Genomic DNA, 23464 nt, shown 5'->3' on the forward strand with positions numbered 1-23464 from the left:
ACCGTATCATTATAGGAAACCTTGTGTCATGAGAGGGGTCGCCGATGACGGCACTGTTGCGCGCGGTCCGCACCCAGCGCGGCCTCACCCTCGAGGCGTTGGCCGAGCAGACCGGACTGACCAAGAGCTACCTGTCCAAGATCGAACGCCGGCGCAGCACACCGTCGATCGCGGTGGCCCTCAAGGTGGCCAAGGCCCTCGATGTCGACGTCGGACGCCTGTTCTCCGAGGACGCGGCGCAGGAGAAGATCGCCATTGAGCGTGCCAGCGCCGGCGCCGACGGTGAGCGCTATCGGGTGCTCGCCTCGTCACTGCTGGGAAAGACGATGTCGCCGTTCGTGGTTCGCCCGACGGAACAGCAGGCGGACGACCCGCATCCCGAGCATGCCGGCCAGGAATTCATGTTCGTGCACGCGGGAACCATCGAATTCGACTACGGCGACCAGACATTCACGCTCGAGGCCGGCGACAGCGCGTATTTCGACGCATCGATCAGCCATAAGATCCGGGCGGTCGGCGACGCACGCGCCGAAGTCGTCGTCGTCGCGCACGCCGCACCCGGCAGCGCACCGGCTTGAACGCGACGGGCACGTCGACGGACGGTGTTCGCCCTCAGCGAAACCGGGCTGATTAACCCGGCTGGGCCGCGCAGGTCACGGTGGTGGTCGCATCCTGCTGCGCGATCACCTGGCCGTCCACGGCGATCTCGCAGTGGAACGAGGCCGGCCCGTTGCCCGAATCCGGCCAATGCAGCATGCCACTGGCGCTGATCCGCGCCGACTGGGTCGGGTTCGCCAAGGTGGCGGTGTAGGTGACCGGTGTTCCAGCGCTGAGCGGGGCCTGCACGCTGGTCGTGAACTTCGACGGGTCCGCGTTGTAGGCCGCCTGGCTGGGCGGATCCGAATTTACGTAGTTGACGGTGGCGGTCAGATTGTTGGGGCTCGTCACCGTGTAGGTCACCTGATGGCCCTCCGCATGGCTGGTCGCGGGCGCGAGCACCGCGCCCACGGCCGTTGCCAGCATTACCGCTGAGATCGCGCTCGCTGTCCTGTGCACGTTCGTCATATCGAAAACGCTACCGGATTCGTTAGCGGCGGTTCGCTGTTTACCGGCAGCTGTGCCCGCGGTTGCCCGGCTCCGGTATGAAGCAAGCATGAGCGATGAGCCACACTCGGCACCGAAACAAGCCGATATCGCCGACGCGCCGGTGACCCGCCGCCGGTTGCTGACGACCGGGGCGGTCTCGGCCGCGCTCGGGGTGAGCCTCGGGGGCGGCGCCGTGCTGCTGCAGTCTCGCCCGCGAGCCCCGATGGCCTGGCTGCAGCCCGATCGCCACGGCGCGCCACCGGTGGGCGGGCTGCACCTGCAATTCGGGAAGGACGCAGGCACCGAGGTGGTGGTGTCCTGGCACACCACCGACGCGGTCCGCAATCCGCGCGTCATGATCGGGACGCCGACGTCCGGCTTCGGCCGCACCGTCGCCGCCGAAACCCGCACCTACCGGGACGCGAAGTCGGGCACCGAAGTTCGCGTCAATCATGCCCGGCTGACCGGCCTGACCCCGGACACCGACTACGTGTACGCGGCGGTGCACGACGGCGCACAACCCGAGCAGGCCACCGTGCGCACGGCGCCCGTGGGCCGAAAACGACTGCTGTTCACCAGCTTCGGTGACCAGTCCACGCCTGCGCTGGCCAAGATGCCCGACGGCAGCTACGCCAACGACAACATCGGCTCGCCGGCCGCCGCCGACACCACCACGGCGATCGAACGGATGGGGCCGCTGTTCAACCTGATCAATGGCGACCTGTGCTACGCCAACCTGGCTCACGACCGGGTGCGCACGTGGTCGAACTGGTTCGAGAACAACACCCGCTCGGCGCGATACCGGCCCTGGATGCCGGCGGCCGGCAATCACGAGAACGAGTTGGGTAACGGCCCAATCGGATACGGTGCCTACCAGACCTACTTCGCGGTGCCCGATTCCGGGTCGAGCCCGGAGACCCGCGGCATGTGGTACTCGTTCACCGCCGACTCGGTGCGGGTGATCAGCCTGAGCAACGACGACGTCGCCTTCCAGGACGGCGGCAACTTCTACGTGCACGGCTACTCCGGCGGGGAGCAAAAGCGCTGGCTTGCAACCGAACTCGCTGCGGCCCGACGTGACCCCCGCATCGACTGGGTCGTGGTGTGCATGCACCAGACCGCGATCTCGACGGCCGACCGGACCAACGGCGCCGACCTGGGCATCCGCGAGGAGTGGCTGCCGCTGTTCGACCAGTACCAGGTCGATCTGGTGGTGTGCGGTCACGAGCACCACTACGAACGCTCGCATCCGTTGCGCGGCACGCTGGGGACCGACACCCGCACCCCGATACCCGTCGACACGCGAAACGACGTCATCGACGCCACGCGGGGGACGGTGCACCTGGTCATCGGTGGGGGTGGCACCTCCGCACCGAGCAACGCGATGTTCTTCCCCGAGCCCCGGTGCCGGGTGGTGACCGGTGTGGGCGCGTTCGATCCCGGGCTGAGGCGCAAGGCCCCGGTGTACGTCCTCGAGGACGCGCCATGGTCGGCGTTCCGCGACCGCGACAACCCATACGGCTTCGCGGCGTTCGACGTCGACCCGGGCCAACCCGGCGGTAACACCTCGATCAAGGCGACGCACTACGCGCTGCGGGGTCCGTCCGGTGAAGTCGCCGTCATCGACGAATTCACGCTCACGAAGCCGCGCGCCGACAAGGCCGGCTAGCTCGGCTCAGCTAAAACAAGGTCGGCTGAACGGGTTCCGGCGCAGGCGCGACCGAGGCCGCTGGCGAGAACGGGCGGTGGTCCCCGGCCAGTCGATGCTTGGCGATCAGCGGTGCGGCCCGCTCCCGCAGCATGGCGCGATAATCCTGCGGCAGGTAGGCACCGCGCCGGTACAGCTCGCGATAGCGGCCGACCAGCTCGGGATGCGAGCGCGCCAGCCATCCCATGAACCATCCCCGGGTCGAACTGCGCAGGTGCAGCCCGAAAACCGTGACGCTGCCGGCACCGGCCGCGGCGATCTGGCCGAGCAGCCCGTCGAGGTGCTCGACGGAATCGGTGAGATGCGGCAGCACCGGCGCGACCATCACATGACAGTCCAGCCCGGCGGCCCGGATGGCGCTGATCAGGCCCAACCGGGCCTGCGGTGTCGGGGTGCCGGGCTCGACGTCTTTGTGCAGTTCCGGATCGCCGACGGCCAGCGACACCGCGACGGAGACCGGAACCTGCGCCGCGGCATCCGTGAGCAGCGGCAGGTCGCGGCGCAGCAGGGTGCCCTTGGTCAGGATCGACAGTGGCGTGCCCGAGCCCGCCAGGGCGCCGATGATGCCCGGCATCAGCGCGTAGCGCCCCTCCGCCCGCTGGTACGGATCGGTGTTGGTGCCCAGGGCGACGGTTTCGCGCTGCCACGACGGCCGCCGCAGCTCGCGGCGCAGCACCTCGACCACGTTGGTCTTGACAACAACCTGAGTGTCAAAGTCGTTGCCGCAGTTCAGCTCCAGGTATTCGTGGGTAGGCCGGGCGAAGCAGTACCGACAGGCGTGCGAGCAGCCGCGGTAGCCGTTGACGGTGTAGCGGAACGGCAGCGCCGACGCGTTCGGCACCCTGTTCAGCGCGGACTTGCACACCACCTCGTGAAAGGTGATCCCGTCGAACTGCGGCGCTCGCACGCTGCGCAGGAAGCCGATGCGTTGCAGCCCCGGCAACGCCCCGTCCTCGACCGGCTTCCCGTTGACCGCGACGGCCTGATTTGCCCACCACATAGCGCCTATTCGAACATTAGTTCGAGCGCGAGTCAAGCGGGGTACGACACCTCAGCGACCGAACGCGGCGAACGAAGGCCGGACCGAGGATAAGCTGCGGATCGTATCGCCCCTCCCCGGCTGCGAGGAAAAATGACCGACCGCATCGAGACTTCCCGCACCATCGCCGCACCGGCGCCGGCCATCTTCGCCGTGCTGTGCGACCCGCAGGGCCACGTCGCAATCGACTCGTCCGGGATGCTGCAGGCGGCCGCCGGCGATCCGGTACGCGCCGTGGGCGACCGCTTCGTCGTTCACATGGACCGCGAATCTCTCAACGATTTCCCGGAATTGGGCAAATACGACGTCACCGTCGACATCAAGGAGTTCGAGCAGGACCGCCTGATCGCGTGGACGGTTCTGGGCCAGATCCAGCCGCCGCTCGGCCATGTCTACGGCTATTCGCTTGCGCCGTCCGAGGACGGTTCGGCCACCGTGGTCACGTCGTTCTACGACTGGTCGAACATCGACCCGCAGTGGCGGGAAGCCGGAATTTTCCCGATTCTGTCCGAGGGCGCCCTGAGGGCCACGCTGGGAATTCTGGACCGTACCGTGCGCCGCGGCTATCCGACCGGATAATTTCAATCCCGCCACCCCCACACGCGGTGTTGCTCATGGCGTTTGGGGCCAGTGGGTCCAACGGAGACGCGGTTTCACGCCGCATTTGTTCGGGTATAACCTTCGGGCCCCTCACGAAAGGACCTGTCATGTTGCACTCGGTGATTTTGGCGAGTTCGGACCCCGTCGCGGCAGGCTTTATCCTGCGCGGCATCAAGGGGATTTTCGTCGCTATCGGCAGCATTATCGCGGCAATAGTCTGCGGGGTGATCGCAATGATGAAGGGCCGCAACCCGCTCGGATGGGGAATTCTCGGGCTGTTTTTCTCGATCCTCACATTGATCGTCGTCATCATTATTCCAAGCAAGAAAAGCTGAAACGCGCTTCCCAGGACGGCAATGTGGGGCGCGCGGCCGGGCATCGCCGAAATTGGAGCTTGGTCAGACAATGTGGACGCGAGATAATGCCCCCATGCGTTTCATCTGCGTCGCTGCGGCCGCCACCGTCCCCATCGCCATACTGGTCGCCACGTCGTCAGCTCACGCCGACACTGGCGTCAATGGTTACGCTCAATGCGTGGGGGGCGACGCGAAGCCGCCGCCGCCGGGCGTGAGCGCGGAGAATTGGTTTCCCAGCCTGCACGTGATCGATACCGACATCGGTTCTGGCATACCCGCGGACCAAGTAGTGCAGAGATTAGTGACTATGGGAGTCAACCCAAACGACGCCGCCACTCGAGTACAGTGCTATCTGGCTAATCTACCGCACTAGCGCAAGCGGCCGGCTAGCGAGCTAGCCACGAAATCACCTCGGCGACAACCGAATCCAGCGCGACCGGGACCTGCTCCCCCGTCGTCAGATCCTTCACACCGACGGTGCCGGACTCGATGTCGCGGTCGCCCAGGACCAGCGCAAGCCGGGCACCGGAGCGGTCGGCCGCGCGCATCGCGCCCTTGAGACCGCGATCGCCGTAGGCCATATCGACGCGCACACCGCCGGCGCGCAGCCGTGCGGCCAGCGCCGCCAGCCGCAGCTTGGCCTGTTCGCTCAACGGCACCCCGAACACCTCGCAACGCGCCGTCACCCCCACGCTCTTGCCCTCGGCGCGCAGCGCCAGCAGGGTGCGGTCCACACCGAGCCCAAAACCGATGCCGGACAGGTCTTGTCCGCCGAGCTGGCGCATCAGGCCGTCGTATCGGCCGCCGCCGCCGATGCCGGACTGTGCGCCCAGGCCGTCGTGCACGAATTCGAAGGTGGTCTTGGTGTAGTAATCCAGCCCGCGCACCATGCGCGGGTTGAGGACGTAGGGCACTGCCATCGCGTCCAGGTGGGCCAGCACGGTATCGAAGTGCTGCTTGGCCGCATCGGAGAGGTGATCGAGCAGCACGGGAGCGTCGGCCGTCATCGCGCGCACCTCGGGTCGCTTGTCGTCGAGCACGCGCAGCGGATTGATCTGCGCCCGCCGTCGCGTTTCCTCATCCAGGTCGAGCGCGAAAAGGAAGTTCTGCAACAGCTCCCGGTACTGCGGGCGGCAGCTGTCATCACCCAGCGAGGTGATCTCCAAGCGGAAGCCGTCGAGCCCGAGCGAGCGGAACCCGGCGTCGGCAATCGCGATCACCTCCGCGTCCAGAGCGGGGTCGTCGACGCCGATCGCCTCCACGCCGACCTGCTGCAGCTGGCGATAGCGACCGGCCTGCGGACGCTCGTAACGGAAAAACGGCCCCGCGTAACAGAGTTTGACCGGCAACGCGCCGCGGTCCAGACCGTGTTCGATCACCGCGCGCACCACGCCGGCGGTGCCCTCGGGCCGCAGCGTCACCGAACGATCGCCACGGTCGGCGAATGTGTACATCTCCTTGGACACCACGTCGGTGGATTCGCCGACGCCGCGGGCGAACAGGGCGGTGTCTTCGAAGATAGGCAGCTCGATGTCGCTGTAGCCGGCCCGTCGGGCGGCCCCGAGCAGGCCGTCGCGCACCGCGACGAACTGCGCCGAGTCCGGCGGGACGTAGTCCGGCACGCCTTTGGGCGCCGCGAAGGCTGAGAACGCTGATGACTCGGGCACGGGCTACAGGCCTTCGAGGAACGGGTTGAGGCGCCGCTCGGCGCCGATGGTGGTGGCGTTGCCGTGCCCCGGCAGCACAACGGTCGCGTCGTCGAGGACCAGGAGCTTGTCGACGATCGAGGTCAGCAAATCGCGGCCGCTGCCACCGAACAGGTCAGTGCGGCCGATCGAGCGCTCGAACAGCGTGTCGCCGGTGAAGACGACGTCGGTTCCCTCCTTGCTCGCCTCGAGGACCCGGAACAGCACCGACCCGCGAGTGTGCCCGGGGCTGTGATCGACGTTGACGGTCACGCTGCCCAGGTCCAGCTTGTCGCCATCGCGGTCCAGCTCGACGACCTGCTTGGGCTCCCGCCAGAAGGCTCCCGCGACCATCTGCGCCAAGCGCGGGCCCAGGCCGTAGATCGGGTCTGTGAGCATGAACCTGTCCTCGGGATGGATGTAGGTCGGGCAACCGTAGGTGTCGGACACCTTCTGCGCCGACCACATGTGGTCGATGTGCCCGTGGGTCAGCAGCACCGCGGCCGGCGTCAGCCGGTTTTTGTCCAGGACGTTTCGCAAGGGGCCCATCGCCCGCTGCCCCGGATCCACGATGACGGCGTCCGTTCCCGGCCGCTGCGCCAGGACGTAGCAGTTGCACTGCAACATGCCGGCGGGAAATCCGGTGATCAACACGGTTCCCAGTTTCCCACGGGCCCCACTTGACACGAGTCGCGGCGCCCACATTAGCCTGAGCTGGCAGCTCACCGGTTCAGCGAGGTTCCGACTCACCAACCATGGAGGCATAGCGGCCGTGCCGACCAACGAACAGCGACGTGCCAACGCCAAGCGCAAGCTCGAAAGGCAGCTGGAGCGGCGCGCGAAGCAAGCCAAGACGCGCCGGATCGTGCTGATCGCGGCGGGCTCGATCGTGGCCGTGGCCGTGATCGCGGCGGTGGTGATCACGATCGTCAACACCAAGCACGACCACAAGAGCAACACCGCGGCGTCGACGACCACCAGCAGCTCGTCCGCGGAGTCCACCAGCCCCGCCGGACCGCCGCCGGCCGCCGCGCCGCTGCCGCCGTTCAAGCCGTCGGCCGACGTGGGCGCCAACTGTCAGTACCCGGCCTCACCGGAGCCGGCGGCCAAGCAGGTCAAACCACCGCGAACCGGCAAGGTGCCGACCGACCCGGCCCAGGTGAGCGCCAGCATGGTGACCAATCAGGGCCACATCGGCCTGATGCTCGCGAACAACGAATCACCTTGCACGGTCAACAGTTTCGCGAGCCTTATCGGCCAGAAATACTTCGACAACACCAAGTGCCACCGGCTGACCACCTCGCAGGGCCTGGGTGTCCTGCAGTGCGGCGACCCGAAGGGCGAGGGTACCGGCGGGCCGGGCTATCAATTCGCCAACGAGTACCCGACCGATCAGTACCCGCCGAACGACCCCAAGGCGCAGGAGCCCGTACTCTATCCGCGCGGCACCCTGGCGATGGCCAACGCCGGTCCCGGCACCAACGGCAGCCAATTCTTCCTGGTGTACAAGGACTCCCAGCTACCTCCGCAATACACCGTGTTCGGCACCATCCAGCCCGACGGACTTGCCACTCTGGACAAGATCGCCAAGGCCGGCGTCGCCGGCGGCGGCGAAGATGGGGCACCCGCCACCGAGGTGACCATCACCTCGCTGCTGCTCGACTGAATCCATAGCGGCGCAACGCAGGCGGAGATTCGCGAGAATCACGCGGCGGCCGCGACCGACGGCTTATTGTCGTTGCGTGGCGGGAGAGTCATTCGGGCAATACCAATTGCTGGAAGTCTTGGGGCGCGGTGGCATGGGGCAGGTCTACCGCGCTTTTGATGCCACCACGGATCGGGTCGTCGCGCTCAAGGTGCTGCCCGTAAACCTGGCCGAGGACCACGAGTTTCAGCAGCGGTTCCGGCGCGAGGCACGCATTGCTGCAAGTCTGAACGATCCGCATGTGGTGCCGATCCACAGTTACGGCGAAATCGACGGCCGGCTCTACGTCGACATGCGGCTGATCGAGGGGCGCGACTTGGTCGACTACATCACCGAGAACGGCGGGCGGTTGAGCCCCGAGCGCGCGGTCGCGGTGGTCGAACAGGTTGCCGCGGCGCTGGATAGCGCGCATGCGGCGGGATTGATCCACCGTGACGTCAAGCCGAAGAACATCTTGGTCACCACGGCGCGGGATTTCGTCTACCTGATCGACTTCGGCATCGCCCGCAGCGCCGCCGACACGGCCCTGACTCAGACCGGACACACGATGGGCACCGTCGCCTATATGGCGCCCGAACGTTTCAGGGGCACAACGGATCACCGCGCCGACGTCTACTCGCTGGCCTGCGTCCTGCAGGAGTGCCTGACCGGAAAGCGTCCCTTCCCGGGTGAGAGCCTCGAAGAACAGCTCAACGCGCACTTGACCATTCCGCCGCCCCAACCGTCGGTCAGCGTGCCCGGACTGCCCCCGGGACTGGACGCGGTGGTGGCGCGCGGCATGGCCAAGGACCCCGAACACCGCTACCAGTCGGTGATGGAACTCGCCGAGGCCGCCCGCGTCGCACTCGCCGGTCCGTCAGCCGGGCCGACCGGATCCGCACCGCCACCGCCACCGCCCGGAGCGTCGCCGCCGGCACCCGCGACTTCCCCGCCGGACAGCAAACCCGATGCGCCGTTACAGCATCGCCGCCCAATGCATTCGCGGCGTTTGCTGATCGGCACCGTCGGCGCATCGGCGCTGGCGCTGACCGCGGTGGCGGCGTTGGTCATAGCGCTGGTGAGCCAGAGCCACGGTTCCGCCGAGAGCGCGGGCGCGTCCACCCAGGCCCGGGTTCCGGTTGCCGGCCGGACCGGATCCAGCCGCGGCACGAGCGGCCCGGCGGCAGCGACGGTGCCGCCGCTGCCCGCGTTCGCGCCACCGCCCGATCTGGGCGCCAACTGCCAATATCGATCGGTGCCCGACCCGGTCACCCGGCCGGTGAACCCGCCGCAGTCGGGCCGCGTGTCCACCACTCCCCCGCGGATCGGTGCCGTGATCTCCACCAACGTCGGTGACATCGCCATCCAGCTGGCGAATTCCGAATCCCCTTGCGCGGTGAACAGCTTCGTCAGCCTCGTCAAGCAGCAGTTCTTCGACGGCACCCAATGCGCCCGATTGATCAGCTCCCAGGACGGCGGATCGCTATTGTGTGGCGGCCCCGACGTGGACGGATCCGGCGGTCCCGGTTACGAATTCGCCGACGAGTACCCGGCCGACCAATACAAGCCCGACGACCCCGCGCTGCGCGCGACGGTGGTGTACCCGCGCGGCACCATCGTCATGGCCACCGAGGGGCCCAACACCAACGGCAGCCAATTCGCCTTGATCTTCAAGGATTCCGAGATGGAACCGCAGAGCACGGTGCTGGGGACCATCGACCAGGCCGGGCTCGAGACCCTCGACAAGATCGCGCGGGCCGGCATCGCCGGCAATCGTCAAAGCGGTGCGCCCACCAACCCGGTGAAGATCACCTCGGTGCGACTGAGTTAAGGCCGGATCACGCCGCGGACGTCACGCGGTAGACGTCGTAGACGCCCTCGACATTGCGTACGACGTTGAGCAGGTGGCCGAGATGCTTGGGGTCGCCCATCTCAAAGGTGAAGCGGCTGATCGCAACCCGGTCACCGGAGGTGGTGACCGACGCGGACAGGATGTTGACCTTCTCGTCGGCAAGCACGCGGGTGACGTCCGACAACAGCCGGTGCCGGTCGAGCGCCTCGACCTGGATGGCCACCAGGAACACCGACGACGGCGACGGCGCCCAGTGCACCTCGATGATGCGCTCCGCCTGCTGCTGCAGCGAGGCAGCATTGGTGCAATCGGTGCGGTGCACGCTCACCCCGCCGCCGCGGGTGACGAATCCCATGATCTGATCGCCGGGCACCGGGGTGCAGCATTTCGCCAGCTTGGTCAGCACGCCCGGGGCACCGGGAACCGAGACGCCGACGTCGTCGCTGCTGCGCGGGCGGCGCAACATGGTTGTCGGCGTGGACCGTTCGGCGAGGTCCTCTTCGGCCTGGTCGATGCCACCGAGTTCGGCCAGCAGTCGCTGCACGACATGGCGCGCCGACACGTGGCCCTCACCGATCGCGGTGTAGAGCGCCGACACGTCGGTGTAGTGCAGCTCACGGGCCACCGCGGCCAGCGTTTCGCCATTGACCAAGCGCTGCAACGGAAGTCCACCGCGACGAACCTCGCGGGCCATGGCGTCCTTGCCGGATTCGAGCGCCTCCTCGCGGCGCTCCTTGGCGAACCACTGCCGGATCTTGGCCTTGGCACGTGGCGAGACGACGAATTGCTGCCAGTCTCGCGACGGCCCGGCGTTGGCCGCCTTGGAGGTGAAAACCTCCACGACTTCCCCGTTTTCCAGCTTGCGCTCCAGCGCGACCAGCCGTCCGTTCACGCGGGCGCCGATGCAACGGTGGCCGACCTCGGTGTGCACCGCGTAGGCGAAGTCCACCGGCGTGGAACCGTTGGGCAGGGTGATGACATCACCTTTGGGGGTGAACACGAAGATCTCTTGTACCGCAAGGTCGTAGCGCAGGGACTCGAGGAACTCGCCCGGGTCCGCGGCCTCCCGTTGCCAGTCGAGCAGCTGGCGCATCCAGGCCATGTCGTCGATCTCGGCTGCGGCGTGGGGATGCGGAACGCCGTTGCGCCCCTTGGCTTCCTTGTATCGCCAGTGCGCGGCGATGCCGTATTCGGCGGTGCGGTGCATGTCGCGGGTGCGGATCTGGACTTCCAGCGGCTTGCCTTCCGGACCCACGACGGTGGTGTGCAGCGACTGGTAGACGCCGTACCGCGGCTGGGCGATGTAATCCTTGAACCGCCCCGCCATCGGCTGCCACAGCGAATGCACCACGCCGACAGCCGCATAGCAATCCCGGATCTCGTCGCACAGGATGCGGATGCCCACCAGGTCGTGGATGTCGTCGAAGTCGCGCCCCTTGACGATCATCTTCTGGTAGATCGACCAGTAGTGCTTGGGTCGGCCCTCCACCGTCGCCTTGATCTTGGAAGCGCCCAGGGTATTGACGATCTCGGCGCGGACTTTGGCCAGGTAGGTGTCCCGCGAGGGCGCGCGCCCCGCGACCAGCCGAACGATTTCCTCGTACTTCTTGGGATGCAGGATCGCGAACGACAAGTCTTCCAGTTCCCACTTGACGCTGGCCATACCCAGCCGATGGGCAAGGGGCGCAATGACTTCCAGCGTCTCGCGGGCCTTGCGCGCCTGCTTCTCCGGCGGCAGGAACCGCATGGTGCGCATGTTGTGCAGTCGGTCGGCGACCTTGATCACCAGCACGCGCGGATCGCGGGCCATCGCGGTGATCATCTTGCGGATGGTCTCGCCCTCGGCGGCGCTACCCAGCACCACCCTGTCCAGTTTGGTGACGCCGTCGACCAGGTGGCCCACCTCTTCGCCGAATTCCTCGCTCAAAGCGTCCAGGGTGTACCCAGTGTCCTCGACGGTGTCGTGCAACAGCGCCGCCACCAAAGTGGTGGTGTCCATGCCCAATTCGGCCAGGATGGTGGCGACGGCCAGCGGGTGGGTGATGTAGGGGTCACCGGAATGGCGCAACTGGCTGGCGTGCCGCTGGTCGGCGACCTCGAAGGCGCGCTGCAGCAGCGACACGTTCGCCTTCGGGTAAATCTCGCGGTGCACGGCCACCAGCGGTTCCAGCACCGGATTGAGCGTGCTGCGCTGGGCGGTCATCCGCCGGGCCAGCCTGGCCCGGACCCGCCGCGACGCGCTGCTGGACGTTTTCAGGGATTCGGCCGGAGCCTCGGGAATCTCCATCGGCTGCGTGATGGCCGGCGACTCCGAGACTGGCGCGTCAAGCGCTTGTGCAGCGCTGTTTTCCTCCGCCACGTCGGTCACCTCCGAAATCGAGGATATCTCCAATGCCTGAGCGCTACTCGCAAGTCAGGCTGTGCACTGCCAACGGCGCCACCACTTCGCGGCCGCGCAGCGCGCCGAGTTCGAACACGACCGCAGCCGCCAACACGTTGGCCCCGGTGCGCTCGAGCAGCCTGGCCGCCGCGGCCAGGGTACCGCCGCTGGCCAGCACGTCGTCGATGATGGTGATGTTGCGCCCGCGCAGGTCCATTCCGTCCGCGGGGATTTCCAGCGTCGCGGTGCCGTATTCCAGGTCGTACGCCTCGGCGTGCACCGGCGGCGGCAGTTTCCCGGCCTTGCGAATGGCCAGCACGCCGGTCTGCAGCCGATCGGCGACGGCGGCGGCCAGCAGGAACCCCCGGGCCTCGATGCCGGCCACGAGATCCGCGCCGGACGCGATCTCGGCCAATGCGCCGGTGATCGCCGCCATCGCCGTCGCGTCCGCGAACACCGGGGTGAGGTCCTTGAACTGGACCCCCGGCTTGGGAAAGTCGGCCACCTTGCGCGTCAGCGACGCGATCAGCTCGGCCACCGATGCCGCGCCGGCGGCGTTAGTCATCGCAGCCTCACTGGATGAGGGCCCATCGGTCCATGTTCCAACCCGCGCCCCACCGGGTCGGGTTCTTGCTCACCGCGTACATCTTTTTCGAACTCAGCAGCGTACGCTGCTGCCGGTACAGCGGCAGGGTGGGCATGTCGCCCCACAGTACCGGCGCGGTTTCGGTCAGCAGCCGGGCTCGTTCGGCGGCGTCGGCCGAGACGGCCAGCGCGCTGATCGCGTTGTCGACCTGGGGATTCGTGTACCCGGAGAGGTTGTTGCCGTTACCCGTGTGCAGGGCGTAGGCATCGAGCGCGGACGACCCCGTCGACCCGCTGCCGGTAGCCCCGCCGGTGCTGGCCAGCAACGCGTCGATCTTGCCGTCCCGCAACGCCTGCGGTCCCGATCCGTCCAGGATGACGGCGGAGACGGTGATGCCGGCCGCGGCGCACGCTTTGGTGATGACGCCGACGTTGACGGCCAGTCGAGCGTTGGGTCCCTGGTACCCGATCCGCACCGTGAGCGGCGCGCCGCCCAGCGCCTTGCGCGCGGCGACCGGATCGGACTTGCTGAACGGGCCGGCCTCGGCGGCGCCGTCAGCGGCCGACACCGCGTCGTCGGTGGCCGGGTCCAGGCGCGAGTTGGCGATCGGTGTGCCCGCGTCCTTGGCCAGCGCATCCCGTGGCGTGCACAGCGCGACCGCGCGCCGCGCCGTGGGCGCCGCCAGCGGCCCCTGTGGGGCGAAAATCAGCTGCTCGACGCCGTCCGACGGCCCATCGGAGCGCTCGTAGTTGTCCGGGGTGGTCAGCGCCCCCGAGGAGCCAGAGGCGACGTCGACGACGTCGACGCTGCGGTTGTTGACCCGGTCCTGGATGTCGGGCCCCTGCGACCACACCGTCACCCGCTTGGTGATGGCCTTGGGACCCCACCACCGGTCGTTGGCGACGAGCACCACCGCGCCGCGGTCCAGGACGGATTCGATCTTGTACGGCCCCGACGACGGGAAGCGCTTGACGTCGATTCCGGGCTTGAGGTCCCAGGTGGTGTTCCACAGCTTCGCGATCTGCTGCACCAGGGGTCCGTTGTTACTGAGCAGCGCGGCGGTCACGTCGACGTTGAGCTGGTCGGCGATGACGTGCGACGGCATCATCGAGGTCGCGGTGAACAGCTGGTCGTAGTCGACGACGCTGCGGTCCGGGATGAAGGACACCCGGGCCTTCTTCTGCCCGGGCATGCATTCGACGTTGGCGATGTCGAGGTAGCCGGCCTGGGTGGCAGCGTGGAAGTCGGGGAATTTGCCGGACTGAGCCGCCCAGGCGAGCACGATGTCGTCGCAGGTCACGGGCTTGCCGTCGGAGTAGACGGCGTTGTCGGCGATCTGGTAGTCCAGCACCAACGGCGTGCCGCCGACCACCGACACGGTGCCGAAGTCGCGGTCGGCGACGGTCTGCCCGTCGGGGCCGTGATAGCTGAAGCCGGTGAGCGTGCGGGCGAACGCCTGCGCCCCGGCCGACGCCGCGCCGGCGACGGTGTTGGTGTTGTAGGTGGACAGCGGGCCGTCGACCACATAGTCGACCTGGGACGCGGCGCTGCCCGCGCAGGCGGTCAGCGTGAAGCTCGCCGCCAGCATCACCACCAATCCGGTGCCGATCCACCCCGCCAAGGCCCGGCGGCCGATGAGCCCGCCACGATCGGCCCCTGCCCCGGGGTACCTGGTGGCCATGGGCCTACCGCCGGCCGACGTTCCGCTTGCCGGTGGGACGCCGGGTCCCGGTCGGCCGCACGGGACGTGCGCCCGGCGCCGGCTTGCTCGGCGCGGGTTTGGCCGGCTCGGCCGCGGCCGCCGCTTCCTCCGCTTCGTCGGCGGTCTCGGTGTCACCCTCGACCGTCTCGGCCGCCGCGCCCGAGCCAGGGCGGCGGCGCCGCATCACGCGTCGGGTGTGGGTGCGCACGAGCTCGGTGCGCTCGCGCAGGGTGACCAGCAACGGCGTGGCGAAGAAGATCGACGAGTAGGTGCCGACCAGGATCCCGACCAGCTGCACCAGCGCCAGATCCTTCAGCGTGCCGACGCCCAGCAGCCACACCGCCACGACCATCAGCGCCAGCACGGGCAGCACGCTGATCAGGCTGGTGTTGATGGAGCGCATGAACGTCTGGTTGATCGCCAGGTTGGCCTGTTCGGCGAAGGTGCGCCGGGTGGTGTGCTGGAAGCCGTGGGTGTTCTCCTCGACCTTGTCGAACACGATGACGGTGTCGTAGAGGGAGAAACCGAGAATCGTCAGCAAGCCGATGACGGTGGCCGGCGTGACCTCGAAACCGACCAGCGAATACACCCCTGCCGTGACGCTCAGATCGAAGACCATGGTGGTCAGCGCGGAGAGCGCCATGTACCGCTCGTAGCGGACCATGATGTATACGCCGACGAGCACCAGGAAGACGGCGAGCGCGATCAGCGCCTTGTCGGTGATCTGGCCGCCCCACGTCTCGGAGACCGCGGCGTCGCTGATGGCCTGCTTGCTGGGCTTGCCGTCGGCACCCTTGGGTCTGAAGGCGTCGAACAGGGCGTTGCGCAGCTTGGTCGTCTGGTCGTTGGTCAGCGTTTCCGACCGGATCTGCACGGTCGCGCCCGCGCCGTTGCCGACCACGACCACCGACTCCGGATCGTTGCCGATGGTCTTGCGGAACACCTCGGAGACCTGCGAGGTCTGCACGGTGCCGGCGGACCCGGCGGCGGGCATCGACACCGTCGTGCCGCCGTTGAAGTCGATGCCGAAGGTGAAGCCACGCAATAGGATCGACAGGACGGCGACGGCGACGATCGCGCCGCTGATGCCGAACCACAACCGGCGCCGTCCTACCACCTCGAACGCGCCGGTGCCGGTGTAGAGCCGCGACAGGAAGCCGTGGTGCGGCTGCCCGGCGGCGCTGCTGGCGGTCAACTCGGTCGCACCCTCGGAGGCTTCGGTGATCTCGGTTGCATCTTTGGAGGCTTTGGAGGAAGACATCCGCTATCCCCGTCCCGTCTTGACCTGCGCCGAAGCCCGCCGCTCGCGGGCGACCTGCTGAACGGCACCCAGGCCGTTGTAGGCCGGCTTTGCCAGCGTCGGAGACTTGGACGCCAGGTACACCAGCGGCCAGGTCACCAGGAACACCACCACGATGTCGAGGACCGTGGTGAGGCCCAACGTGAAGGCGAATCCGCGCACCTGGCCGATGGCCAGGGCGTACAGCACCGCGGCCGCCAGGAAGGTCACGGCGTTACCCGACACGATCGTCTTGCGGGCGCGCACCCAGCCTCGCGGCACCGCCGATCGGAACGAGCGGCCTTCGCGGATCTCGTCTTTGATGCGCTCGAAGAAGACGACGAACGAGTCGGCGGTGGTACCGATACCGATGATCAGACCCGCGATGCCCGCCAGATCCAGGGTGTAATTGATCTGACGGCCGAGGATCACCAGGATCGCGAAAACCATTGCCCCGGAGGCGGCCAGCGACAGAGCCGTGAGTAGTCCCAGCACCCGGTAGTAGAGCAGCGAATACAGCAACACCAGGATCAGCCCGATCGCGCCCGCGACCAGGCCCGCCCGCAGCGAGGTCAATCCCAGTGTCGCCGAGACGGTTTGGGCCTCCGACGATTCGAAGGACAGCGGCAGCGAGCCGTATTTGAGGACGTTGGCCAGCTGCTTGGCGGTGGCGGCGGTGAACGGCGGATCGCCACCGCTGATCTGGGTTCGCCCGCCGGGAATGGCTTCCTGGATCATCGGCGCGCTGACCACCTGCGAGTCCAAGGTGAACGCGGTCTGGGTGCCGATGTGGGCGGCGGTGAAGTCGGCCCAGGTGTTGGCCGCGGCGGACTTGAATTGGAGGTCGACGATGTAGCCGATCCCGCGCTGGTTCTGGCTCGCGCTGGCGTCCTGGATCTGATCACCGCTGATGATCGACGGGCCCAGTAAGTAGGCGACCTTGTGGTCGGTCGAGCAGGTGACCAACGGCTGGGCCGGATCGTCGTTGCCGGCCAGGATGTCTTCTTTGTCGCAACGCGTGGCCTGGAACTGCAGGGCGAGGAACTGAATGCCCTGACGCGTGCTCTGGCGCCACTTCTTCTCGTCGGCGATGCGGTCGGCGAGCTCCTTGCGCGGATCGGGCGGCGCGGGTTGTTCGCCGGGCGGCGCCTCCGCTGCGGGCCCACCGGGCGCGGGAGCGGGAGCACCGGGTGCCGGTGCCGGAGCCGGCGCATTCGAGCCGGGCGCCGGTGGCGCGGGAGCGGGGCTGGGCGGCGGCGGTTCCTGGGGATATGGCCGGGGCTGGGCACCTGGGTGAGCGGGCGCCGGTTGGGCAGGGGCCGGCTGAGCGGGCGCCGGTTGGCCAGGAGCGGGCTGCCCTGGCGCGGGTTGGCCGGGGCCCGGCTGGCCGCCCGCGGGCTGGCGCGCCGGCGGCTTGGGCTCGACGCTCTGGGCGGGCATCGAGTTGAGCACCGGCCGGATGTAGAGGCGGGCGGTCTGGCCGAGGTTGCGAGCCTCGTTGCCGTCGTTTCCGGGGACCGTGATGATCAGGTTGTCGCCGTCGACGACGACCTCCGAGCCGGAGACACCGAGCCCGTTGACCCGGGCGCCGATGATCTGCTGGGCCTGCGCCAACGCCTCACGGCTGGGCTTGGAACCGTCCGGGGTGCGCGCGGTCAAGGTGACGCGCGTGCCACCCTGCAGGTCGATGCCGAGCTTGGGAGCGGCCCGCTTGTCCCCGGTGAGAAACACCAGCAGGTACACGCCGACGAGCAATAACAAGAAGACCGACAGGTAGCGGGCAGGGTGCACCGGCGCCGAAGACGATGCCACGTTCCTTCTATCTCCTTGTAATCGGTTTCTTACCCCGGACAGAGCCTACGTGGCCCCCACTTGCCCGTCGTGCAAGCGGTCCCGGTCGCGGCGAGCGGTGGGGATCCCGTCAGGAATCCTTGGTGATCGAGCCCTCCTCGGCGGAGCCGTCGCCGTCGGCCAGGTCCTCGTCGTCGTCGGGCAGGATCCGGTCCCGGATGGCCAGCTTCATCCAGGTGGTCACGACGCCGGGTGCGATCTCGAGGTCGACGGTGTCATCGGTGATCTCGACGACGGTGGCCTGCAGGCCCGACGTGGTGTGCACCCGGTCGCCCGGGCGCAACGACTCGTGCAGGTCGATGGTGGCCTGCATCGCACGCTTCTGACGGCGCGATGCCAAGTACATGAACCCGCCCATGATGAGCAGGAACGGCAGGAACAGGATCAAGCTCTGCATGGACGCGCCTGTCTTTCGTTAACTATCGGACCACCGGTGCCGCGAGCTTCGCGCACCTAGTAACGGTCCAGTGTGCCCGTTCAGTCTGGCAGGCCACGGGCGGCGACCGTCCGCCACGGTGCACCGAGTGCCCGCCGGCGTCAAGCTAGATAGGCTTTTGATGCGACGTGACACGCGCGCCGCGGGGAGGAGTTATCTGGTGGCCAGCCTCGAGCAGACTCGCCAGCTGGTCACCGAGATCCCCGGTCCGGCATCGCTGGAACTGACCAAGCGCCGGGCGGCGGCGGTGTCGCATGCGGTGAACGTGTCGGTGCCGGTCTTCGTGGCGCGCGCCGGCGGCGGCATCATCGAGGACGTCGACGGCAACCGGCTGATCGACCTCGGATCCGGGATCGCGGTGACCACGATCGGCAACTCGTCGCCCCGGGTGGTCGAAGCGGTGCGCGCGCAGGTGGCCGAGTTCACCCACACCTGCTTCATGGTGACGCCGTATGAGTCCTACGTCGCCGTCGCGGAAACGCTCAACCGAATCACCCCGGGCTCCGGCGAGAAGCGCTCGGTGCTGTTCAACTCCGGCGCGGAGGCGGTCGAGAACGCCGTCAAGGTCGCGCGCGCGTACACCCGCAAGCCGGCCGTCGTGGCCTTCAACCACGCCTACCACGGCCGCACCAACCTGACCATGGCGCTCACCGCCAAGTCGATGCCGTACAAGGGCGGCTTCGGCCCGTTCGCGCCGGAGGTATACCGCGCGCCGCTCTCCTACCCCTACCGCGACGGGCTGGTCGACAAGGAACTGGCCACCGACGGGGAGAAGGCGGCCGCGCGCACCATCAACGTCATCGACAGCCAGATCGGCGCCGACAACCTGGCCGCCCTCCTCATCGAGCCCATCCAGGGCGAGGGCGGTTTTATCGTTCCGGCCGAGGGATTTCTGCCCACCCTCCTGGACTGGTGCCACAACAACGACGTGGTGTTCATCGCCGACGAGGTGCAGACCGGATTCGCGCGCTCCGGCGCCATGTTCGCGTGTGAGCACGAGGGCCCGGACGGTCTAGAGCCCGACCTGATCTGCACCGCGAAGGCCATCGCCGACGGACTACCGCTGTCGGCGGTCACCGGCCGGGCGCAGATCATGGACGCGCCGCATGTCGGCGGTTTGGGCGGCACCTTCGGCGGAAACCCCCTGGCCTGTGCGGCCGCGCTGGCCACCATCGAGACGATCGAGAATGACGGGTTGATCGATCGGGCCCGGCAATTGGAACGTCTGATCACCGAACCATTGCTGCGCCTGCAGGCCGGCGACGACCGCATCGGCGACGTGCGTGGTCGGGGCGCCATGATCGCCATCGAATTGGTGAAGTCGGGCACCGCCGAGCCCGACAAGGAATTGGCCCAGAAGCTGTCCGTGGCGGCGGCCGCCGCCGGGGTGATCGTGTTGACCTGCGGCATGTACGGCAACATCATTCGGCTGCTGCCCCCGCTGACCATCGGCGACGACCTGCTGGCCGAGGGCATCGACGTGCTCGGCGGGCTGCTGCGCGACCTGTAGAAGCTTCGCACGGGTCCCGCGTGGGCAATGTCACAACCACCACACGGGCTGGATGATGGTGGAATACCGTTACTTTAGCTAACGTTCTATAGGTCAGCGCGGACAGCGCACATTGACTCGCTAACTTTCATTCGCAAGGGATCTATTTATGTCGACTGCTATTCACGACGAGCAACTCGACCGTCGCGTCGAAGAACTCACTGCCAACGACCCCCAGTTCGCCGCCGCCCGACCGGACCTGGCGATCACCGCGGCCCTCGAACAGCCCGGGCTGCGGCTGCCCCAGATCATTCGGACGGTGCTGGACGGTTACGCCGACCGGCCCGCGCTGGCGCAGCGCGCCGTCGAGTTCGTCCAGGACGCCAAAACCGGACGCACGTCGGCCGAGCTGCTCCCCCGCTTCGAGACCATCACGTATGGCGAACTGGGCGAACGGGTTTCCGCCCTGGGCCGGGCGTGGCTGAGTGACTCCCTGAGCCCCGGCGACCGCGTCTGCGTCATGGGTTTCAACAGCGTCGACTACGCCACCATCGACATGGCGCTGGGCACCATCGGAGCCGTGTCGGTGCCGCTGCAGACCAGCGCGGCGATCACGTCGCTGCAGCCGATCGTGGCCGAGACCGAGCCCAGTTTGCTCGCGTCGAGCGTCAACCAGCTGACCGACGCCGTTGAGCTGATCCTGGCCGGCGATCACGTGCCGGGCAGGCTGGTCGTGTTCGACTACCAGCCCGAGGTCGACGACCAGCGCGAGGCCGTGGACAGCGCAGTGGCGCGGTTGGCCGGCACCGGCGTGGTCGTCGAGGCCCTCGCCGACGTGCTGCAGCGCGGCAAGGACCTGCCGGCCGTTGCCGAGCCGGAGACCGACGAGGACTCGCTGGCGCTGCTGATCTACACCTCCGGTAGCACCGGCGCGCCCAAGGGCGCGATGTACCCGCAGAGCAACGTCGGCAAGATGTGGCGCCGCGGTAGCAAGAACTGGTTCGCGCCGAGCGCGGCGTCGATCACGTTGAACTTCATGCCGATGAGCCACGTCATGGGACGCGGCATCCTCTATGGCACCTTGGGCAATGGCGGCACCGCCTACTTCGCGGCTCGCAGCGACCTGTCCACCCTGCTCGAGGACCTCGAGTTGGTGCGGCCCACCGAGCTGAACTTCGTCCCGCGCATTTGGGAGACGCTGTTCGGCGAATTCCAGCGGCAGGTCGAGCGTCGGCTGGCCGAGGGCGGTGACCGGGAGGCGGTCGAGGCCGCGGTTCTGGACGAACAGCGCGAGTACCTGCTGGGCGGGCGGTTCATCTTCGCGATGACGGGCTCCGCACCCACCTCACCGGAATTGAAGAAGTGGACCGAGTCGCTGCTGCAGATGCACCTGATGGACGGCTACGGCTCGACCGAGGCCGGAATGGTGTTGTTCGACGGGGAGATTCAGCGTCCGCCGGTGATCGACTACAAGCTGGTCGACGTTCCGGACCTGGGTTACTTCAGCACCGACCGCCCGCACCCGCGCGGCGAGCTGTTGCTGCGGACCCAGAACATGTTCCCCGGCTACTACAAGCGGGCCGAGACCACCGCCAACGTCTTCGATGACGACGGGTACTACCGGACCGGTGACGTGTTCGCCGAGATCGCTCCGGACCGGCTGGTGTACGTCGACCGCCGCAACAACGTGCTCAAGCTGGCACAGGGCGAGTTCGTGACGCTGGCCAAGCTCGAAGCGGTGTTCGGCAACAGCCCGCTGATCCGCCAGATCTACGTCTACGGCAACAGCTCCCAGCCCTACCTGCTGGCCGTCGTGGTGCCGACCGAAGAGGCCTTGGCGGACAACGACATCGAGTCGCTCAAGCCGAAGATCGCCGACTCGCTGCAGAAGGTTGCCAGGGAGACCAACCTGCAGTCCTACGAGGTGCCGCGCGATTTCATCATCGAGACCACCCCGTTCACGCTGGAAAACGGCCTGCTGACCGGTATCCGCAAGCTAGCGTGGCCGAAGCTCAAGCAGCACTACGGGGAACGGCTCGAGCAGATGTACGCCGACCTGGCCGCGGGACAGGCCAACGAGTTGGCCGAGCTGCGCCGCAGTGGCGCGGGGGCGCCGGTGCTGCAGACGGTGAGCCGGGCCGCGGCCGCGATGCTAGGGGCCGCGACCGGTGACCTGTCCGGCGATGCGCATTTCACCGATCTCGGTGGCGACTCGTTGTCGGCGTTGACGTTCGGCAACCTGCTGCGCGAGATCTTCGACGTCGACGTGCCGGTGGGGGTCATCGTCAGCCCGGCCAACGACCTGGCGGGCATCGCCGCCTACATCGAGGCCGAGCGGCAGGGCTCCAAGCGCCCCACGTTCGCCGCGGTGCACGGACGCGGCGCCACCACCGTGCACGCCGGTGACCTCACGCTGGACAAGTTCCTCGACGAGGCCCTGCTGGCCGGCGCGCCGAGCCTGCCGAAGCCGGCGAGCGAGGTGCGCACCGTGCTGTTGACCGGAGCGACCGGATTTTTGGGCCGCTACCTGGCGCTGGACTGGCTCGAGCGGATGGACATGGTCGAGGGCAAGGTCATCGCCCTGGTGCGGGCCAAGTCCGACCAGGAGGCGCGCGCCCGGCTGGACAAGACCTTCGACAGCGGCGACCCGACCCTGCTGGCGCACTACCAGGAGTTGGCCGCCGATCACCTCGAGGTGATCGCGGGCGACAAGGGCGAGGCCAACCTCGGGCTGGACCCGCAGACCTGGCAGCGCCTGGCCGACACCGTCGATGTCATCGTCGACCCGGCGGCCCTGGTCAACCACGTGCTGCCCTACAGCGAGCTGTTCGGGCCCAATGCGCTGGGCACCGCGGAGCTGATCCGGATCGCGTTGACCTCCAAGCAAAAGCCCTACACCTATGTGTCGACGATCGGCGTGGGCGACCAGATCGCGCCCGGCGCGTTCGTCGAGGACGCCGACATCCGCCAGATCAGCGCCACCCGCGAGATCAACGACAACTACGCCAACGGCTACGGCAACAGCAAGTGGGCCGGCGAGGTGTTGCTACGTGAGGCACATGACCTGTGCGGCCTGCCGGTCTCGGTGTTTCGCTGCGACATGATCCTGGCCGACACCACCTACGCCGGGCAGCTCAACCTGCCCGACATGTTCACCCGGCTGATGCTGAGCGTGGTGGCCACCGGTATCGCGCCGCGGTCGTTCTACGAGCTCGACGCCGAGGGCAACCGGCAGCGGTCGCACTACGACGGGCTGCCGGTGGAGTTCATCGCCGCGGCGATCTCGACGCTGGGAACCCAGATCCTCGACAGCGACACCGGTTTCCAGACCTACCACGTGATGAACCCCTACGACGACGGCATCGGACTCGACGAGTACATCGACTGGCTGATCGAGGCCGGGTACTCGATCGAGCGCATCCCGGATTACGCCGACTGGCTGCGGCGGTTCGAGACCTCGCTGCGGGCCCTGCCGGACCGGCAGCGTCAGTACTCGCTGCTGCCGCTGCTGCACAACTACCAGAAGCCGGACACGCCGATCAACGGCTCGATGGCAACCACCGATGTGTTCCGCGCGGCGGTGCAGGAAGCGAAAATTGGCCCCGACAAAGACATTCCGCATGTGTCGGCGCCGGTGATCGTGAAGTACGTCACCAACCTGCAGTTGCTCGGACTGCTCTAAGGCAGGCCAAACAGTAAGTCGCCCAGCCCCTTTGGGGTTGGGCGACTTA

19 protein-coding genes are annotated in these 23464 nt (G+C 67.6%); 9 read left to right on the forward strand and 10 right to left on the reverse strand.

All coding sequences use genetic code 11. The annotated features are described in order from the left end of the window. Positions 1-44 precede the first annotated feature (44 nt). On the forward strand, positions 45-578 hold the full coding sequence (locus tag AC5Y4H_RS06060) for a helix-turn-helix domain-containing protein (RefSeq protein WP_499979413.1): 534 nt from the start codon (positions 45-47) through the stop codon (positions 576-578). A 52-nt stretch (positions 579-630) separates the two neighbouring features. Here the strand turns inward: AC5Y4H_RS06060 and AC5Y4H_RS06065 are convergent, their stop codons facing one another. After that, positions 631-1065, reverse strand: coding sequence for an Rv2576c family protein (locus tag AC5Y4H_RS06065; RefSeq protein WP_499979416.1), 435 nt, complete (start codon positions 1063-1065; stop codon positions 631-633). Positions 1066-1153: 88 nt separating this feature from the next. Between AC5Y4H_RS06065 and AC5Y4H_RS06070 the strand changes: the two genes are divergently transcribed. Further along, complete coding sequence (locus tag AC5Y4H_RS06070; protein WP_499979417.1) at positions 1154-2755, forward strand: purple acid phosphatase family protein; 1602 nt, start codon at positions 1154-1156, stop codon at positions 2753-2755. Positions 2756-2765: 10 nt separating this feature from the next. Here the strand turns inward: AC5Y4H_RS06070 and AC5Y4H_RS06075 are convergent, their stop codons facing one another. Next, the gene (locus tag AC5Y4H_RS06075; protein WP_499979419.1) at positions 2766-3794 is read right to left on the reverse strand and encodes an Rv2578c family radical SAM protein; all 1029 of its coding nucleotides are present in this window, start codon (positions 3792-3794) and stop codon (positions 2766-2768) included. Between the two features lie 132 nt (positions 3795-3926). On the opposite strand from AC5Y4H_RS06075, the gene AC5Y4H_RS06080 reads away from it, so the two are divergent. The 3 genes from AC5Y4H_RS06080 (at position 3927) to AC5Y4H_RS06090 (ending at position 5162) form a co-directional block, all read left to right on the forward strand. Further along, a complete protein-coding gene (locus tag AC5Y4H_RS06080; RefSeq protein ID WP_499979420.1) occupies positions 3927-4412 on the forward strand; it encodes an SRPBCC family protein in 486 nt (161 codons plus the stop codon). 128 nt (positions 4413-4540) lie between these two features. Beyond that, positions 4541-4768: a deoxyribodipyrimidine photolyase gene (locus tag AC5Y4H_RS06085; protein WP_067133107.1), complete on the forward strand. Its 228-nt coding sequence runs from the start codon at positions 4541-4543 to the stop codon at positions 4766-4768. A gap of 94 nt (positions 4769-4862) precedes the next feature. Then, complete coding sequence (locus tag AC5Y4H_RS06090; protein ID WP_499979422.1) at positions 4863-5162, forward strand: hypothetical protein; 300 nt, start codon at positions 4863-4865, stop codon at positions 5160-5162. A 13-nt stretch (positions 5163-5175) separates the two neighbouring features. On the opposite strand, the gene hisS is transcribed toward AC5Y4H_RS06090, so the two are convergent. Then, entirely contained in the window at positions 5176-6456 is a 1281-nt protein-coding gene (hisS, locus tag AC5Y4H_RS06095; RefSeq protein WP_499979424.1) for a histidine--tRNA ligase, read from the reverse strand. Positions 6457-6459: 3 nt separating this feature from the next. Next, positions 6460-7128 (reverse strand): MBL fold metallo-hydrolase, encoded by a 669-nt coding sequence (locus AC5Y4H_RS06100; RefSeq protein WP_499979425.1) that lies wholly within the window; start codon positions 7126-7128, stop codon positions 6460-6462. A gap of 118 nt (positions 7129-7246) precedes the next feature. On the opposite strand from AC5Y4H_RS06100, the gene AC5Y4H_RS06105 reads away from it, so the two are divergent. Together AC5Y4H_RS06105 and AC5Y4H_RS06110 are read left to right on the forward strand one after the other, a co-directional pair. Continuing rightward, a complete protein-coding gene (locus AC5Y4H_RS06105; RefSeq protein ID WP_499979427.1) occupies positions 7247-8140 on the forward strand; it encodes a peptidylprolyl isomerase in 894 nt (297 codons plus the stop codon). Positions 8141-8216: 76 nt separating this feature from the next. After that, positions 8217-9989, forward strand: coding sequence for a protein kinase domain-containing protein (locus AC5Y4H_RS06110; RefSeq protein WP_499979429.1), 1773 nt, complete (start codon positions 8217-8219; stop codon positions 9987-9989). Positions 9990-9996: 7 nt separating this feature from the next. Here AC5Y4H_RS06110 and AC5Y4H_RS06115 read toward each other — a convergent pair whose 3' ends face one another. From AC5Y4H_RS06115 to yajC, 6 genes are all read right to left on the reverse strand, one after another. Next, complete coding sequence (locus AC5Y4H_RS06115; RefSeq protein WP_499979582.1) at positions 9997-12369, reverse strand: RelA/SpoT family protein; 2373 nt, start codon at positions 12367-12369, stop codon at positions 9997-9999. 43 nt (positions 12370-12412) lie between these two features. Next, positions 12413-12955: an adenine phosphoribosyltransferase gene (locus tag AC5Y4H_RS06120; protein ID WP_499979430.1), complete on the reverse strand. Its 543-nt coding sequence runs from the start codon at positions 12953-12955 to the stop codon at positions 12413-12415. A gap of 7 nt (positions 12956-12962) precedes the next feature. Continuing rightward, positions 12963-14564: an ABC transporter substrate-binding protein gene (locus tag AC5Y4H_RS06125; RefSeq protein WP_499979584.1), complete on the reverse strand. Its 1602-nt coding sequence runs from the start codon at positions 14562-14564 to the stop codon at positions 12963-12965. A 97-nt stretch (positions 14565-14661) separates the two neighbouring features. Further along, complete coding sequence (gene secF, locus AC5Y4H_RS06130) at positions 14662-15939, reverse strand: protein translocase subunit SecF (protein WP_499979432.1); 1278 nt, start codon at positions 15937-15939, stop codon at positions 14662-14664. 3 nt (positions 15940-15942) lie between these two features. After that, positions 15943-17769: a protein translocase subunit SecD gene (secD, locus tag AC5Y4H_RS06135; RefSeq protein ID WP_499979434.1), complete on the reverse strand. Its 1827-nt coding sequence runs from the start codon at positions 17767-17769 to the stop codon at positions 15943-15945. Between the two features lie 109 nt (positions 17770-17878). Continuing rightward, positions 17879-18205 (reverse strand): preprotein translocase subunit YajC, encoded by a 327-nt coding sequence (gene yajC, locus AC5Y4H_RS06140; protein ID WP_499979436.1) that lies wholly within the window; start codon positions 18203-18205, stop codon positions 17879-17881. Between the two features lie 199 nt (positions 18206-18404). Here yajC and gabT point away from each other — a divergent pair, with 199 nt between their 5' ends. Both gabT and car read left to right on the forward strand, forming a co-directional pair. After that, entirely contained in the window at positions 18405-19754 is a 1350-nt protein-coding gene (gene gabT, locus AC5Y4H_RS06145) for a 4-aminobutyrate--2-oxoglutarate transaminase (RefSeq protein ID WP_499979585.1), read from the forward strand. Between the two features lie 148 nt (positions 19755-19902). Continuing rightward, positions 19903-23415 carry a carboxylic acid reductase gene (gene car / locus AC5Y4H_RS06150; RefSeq protein ID WP_499979437.1) on the forward strand — a complete coding sequence of 1171 codons (3513 nt, stop codon included), beginning with the start codon at positions 19903-19905 and terminating at the stop codon, positions 23413-23415. Positions 23416-23464 lie beyond the last annotated feature (49 nt).

Source organism: Mycobacterium sp. NGS58, from assembly GCF_059812385.1.

What these genes read in the sequence shown, in the direction of transcription:
- AC5Y4H_RS06060 (WP_499979413.1), top strand. Translation starts at nt 45, where the DNA reads ATGACGGCACTGTTGCGCGCGGTCCGCACCCAGCGCGGCCTCACCCTC.
- AC5Y4H_RS06065 (WP_499979416.1), bottom strand. Translation starts at nt 1,065, where the DNA reads ATGACGAACGTGCACAGGACAGCGAGCGCGATCTCAGCGGTAATGCTG.
- AC5Y4H_RS06070 (WP_499979417.1), top strand. Translation starts at nt 1,154, where the DNA reads ATGAGCGATGAGCCACACTCGGCACCGAAACAAGCCGATATCGCCGAC.
- AC5Y4H_RS06075 (WP_499979419.1), bottom strand. Translation starts at nt 3,794, where the DNA reads ATGTGGTGGGCAAATCAGGCCGTCGCGGTCAACGGGAAGCCGGTCGAG.
- AC5Y4H_RS06080 (WP_499979420.1), top strand. Translation starts at nt 3,927, where the DNA reads ATGACCGACCGCATCGAGACTTCCCGCACCATCGCCGCACCGGCGCCG.
- AC5Y4H_RS06085 (WP_067133107.1), top strand. Translation starts at nt 4,541, where the DNA reads ATGTTGCACTCGGTGATTTTGGCGAGTTCGGACCCCGTCGCGGCAGGC.
- AC5Y4H_RS06090 (WP_499979422.1), top strand. Translation starts at nt 4,863, where the DNA reads ATGCGTTTCATCTGCGTCGCTGCGGCCGCCACCGTCCCCATCGCCATA.
- AC5Y4H_RS06120 (WP_499979430.1), bottom strand. Translation starts at nt 12,955, where the DNA reads ATGACTAACGCCGCCGGCGCGGCATCGGTGGCCGAGCTGATCGCGTCG.
- AC5Y4H_RS06125 (WP_499979584.1), bottom strand. Translation starts at nt 14,564, where the DNA reads ATGCTGGCGGCGAGCTTCACGCTGACCGCCTGCGCGGGCAGCGCCGCG.
- secF (WP_499979432.1), bottom strand. Translation starts at nt 15,939, where the DNA reads ATGTCTTCCTCCAAAGCCTCCAAAGATGCAACCGAGATCACCGAAGCC.
- yajC (WP_499979436.1), bottom strand. Translation starts at nt 18,205, where the DNA reads ATGCAGAGCTTGATCCTGTTCCTGCCGTTCCTGCTCATCATGGGCGGG.
- car (WP_499979437.1), top strand. Translation starts at nt 19,903, where the DNA reads ATGTCGACTGCTATTCACGACGAGCAACTCGACCGTCGCGTCGAAGAA.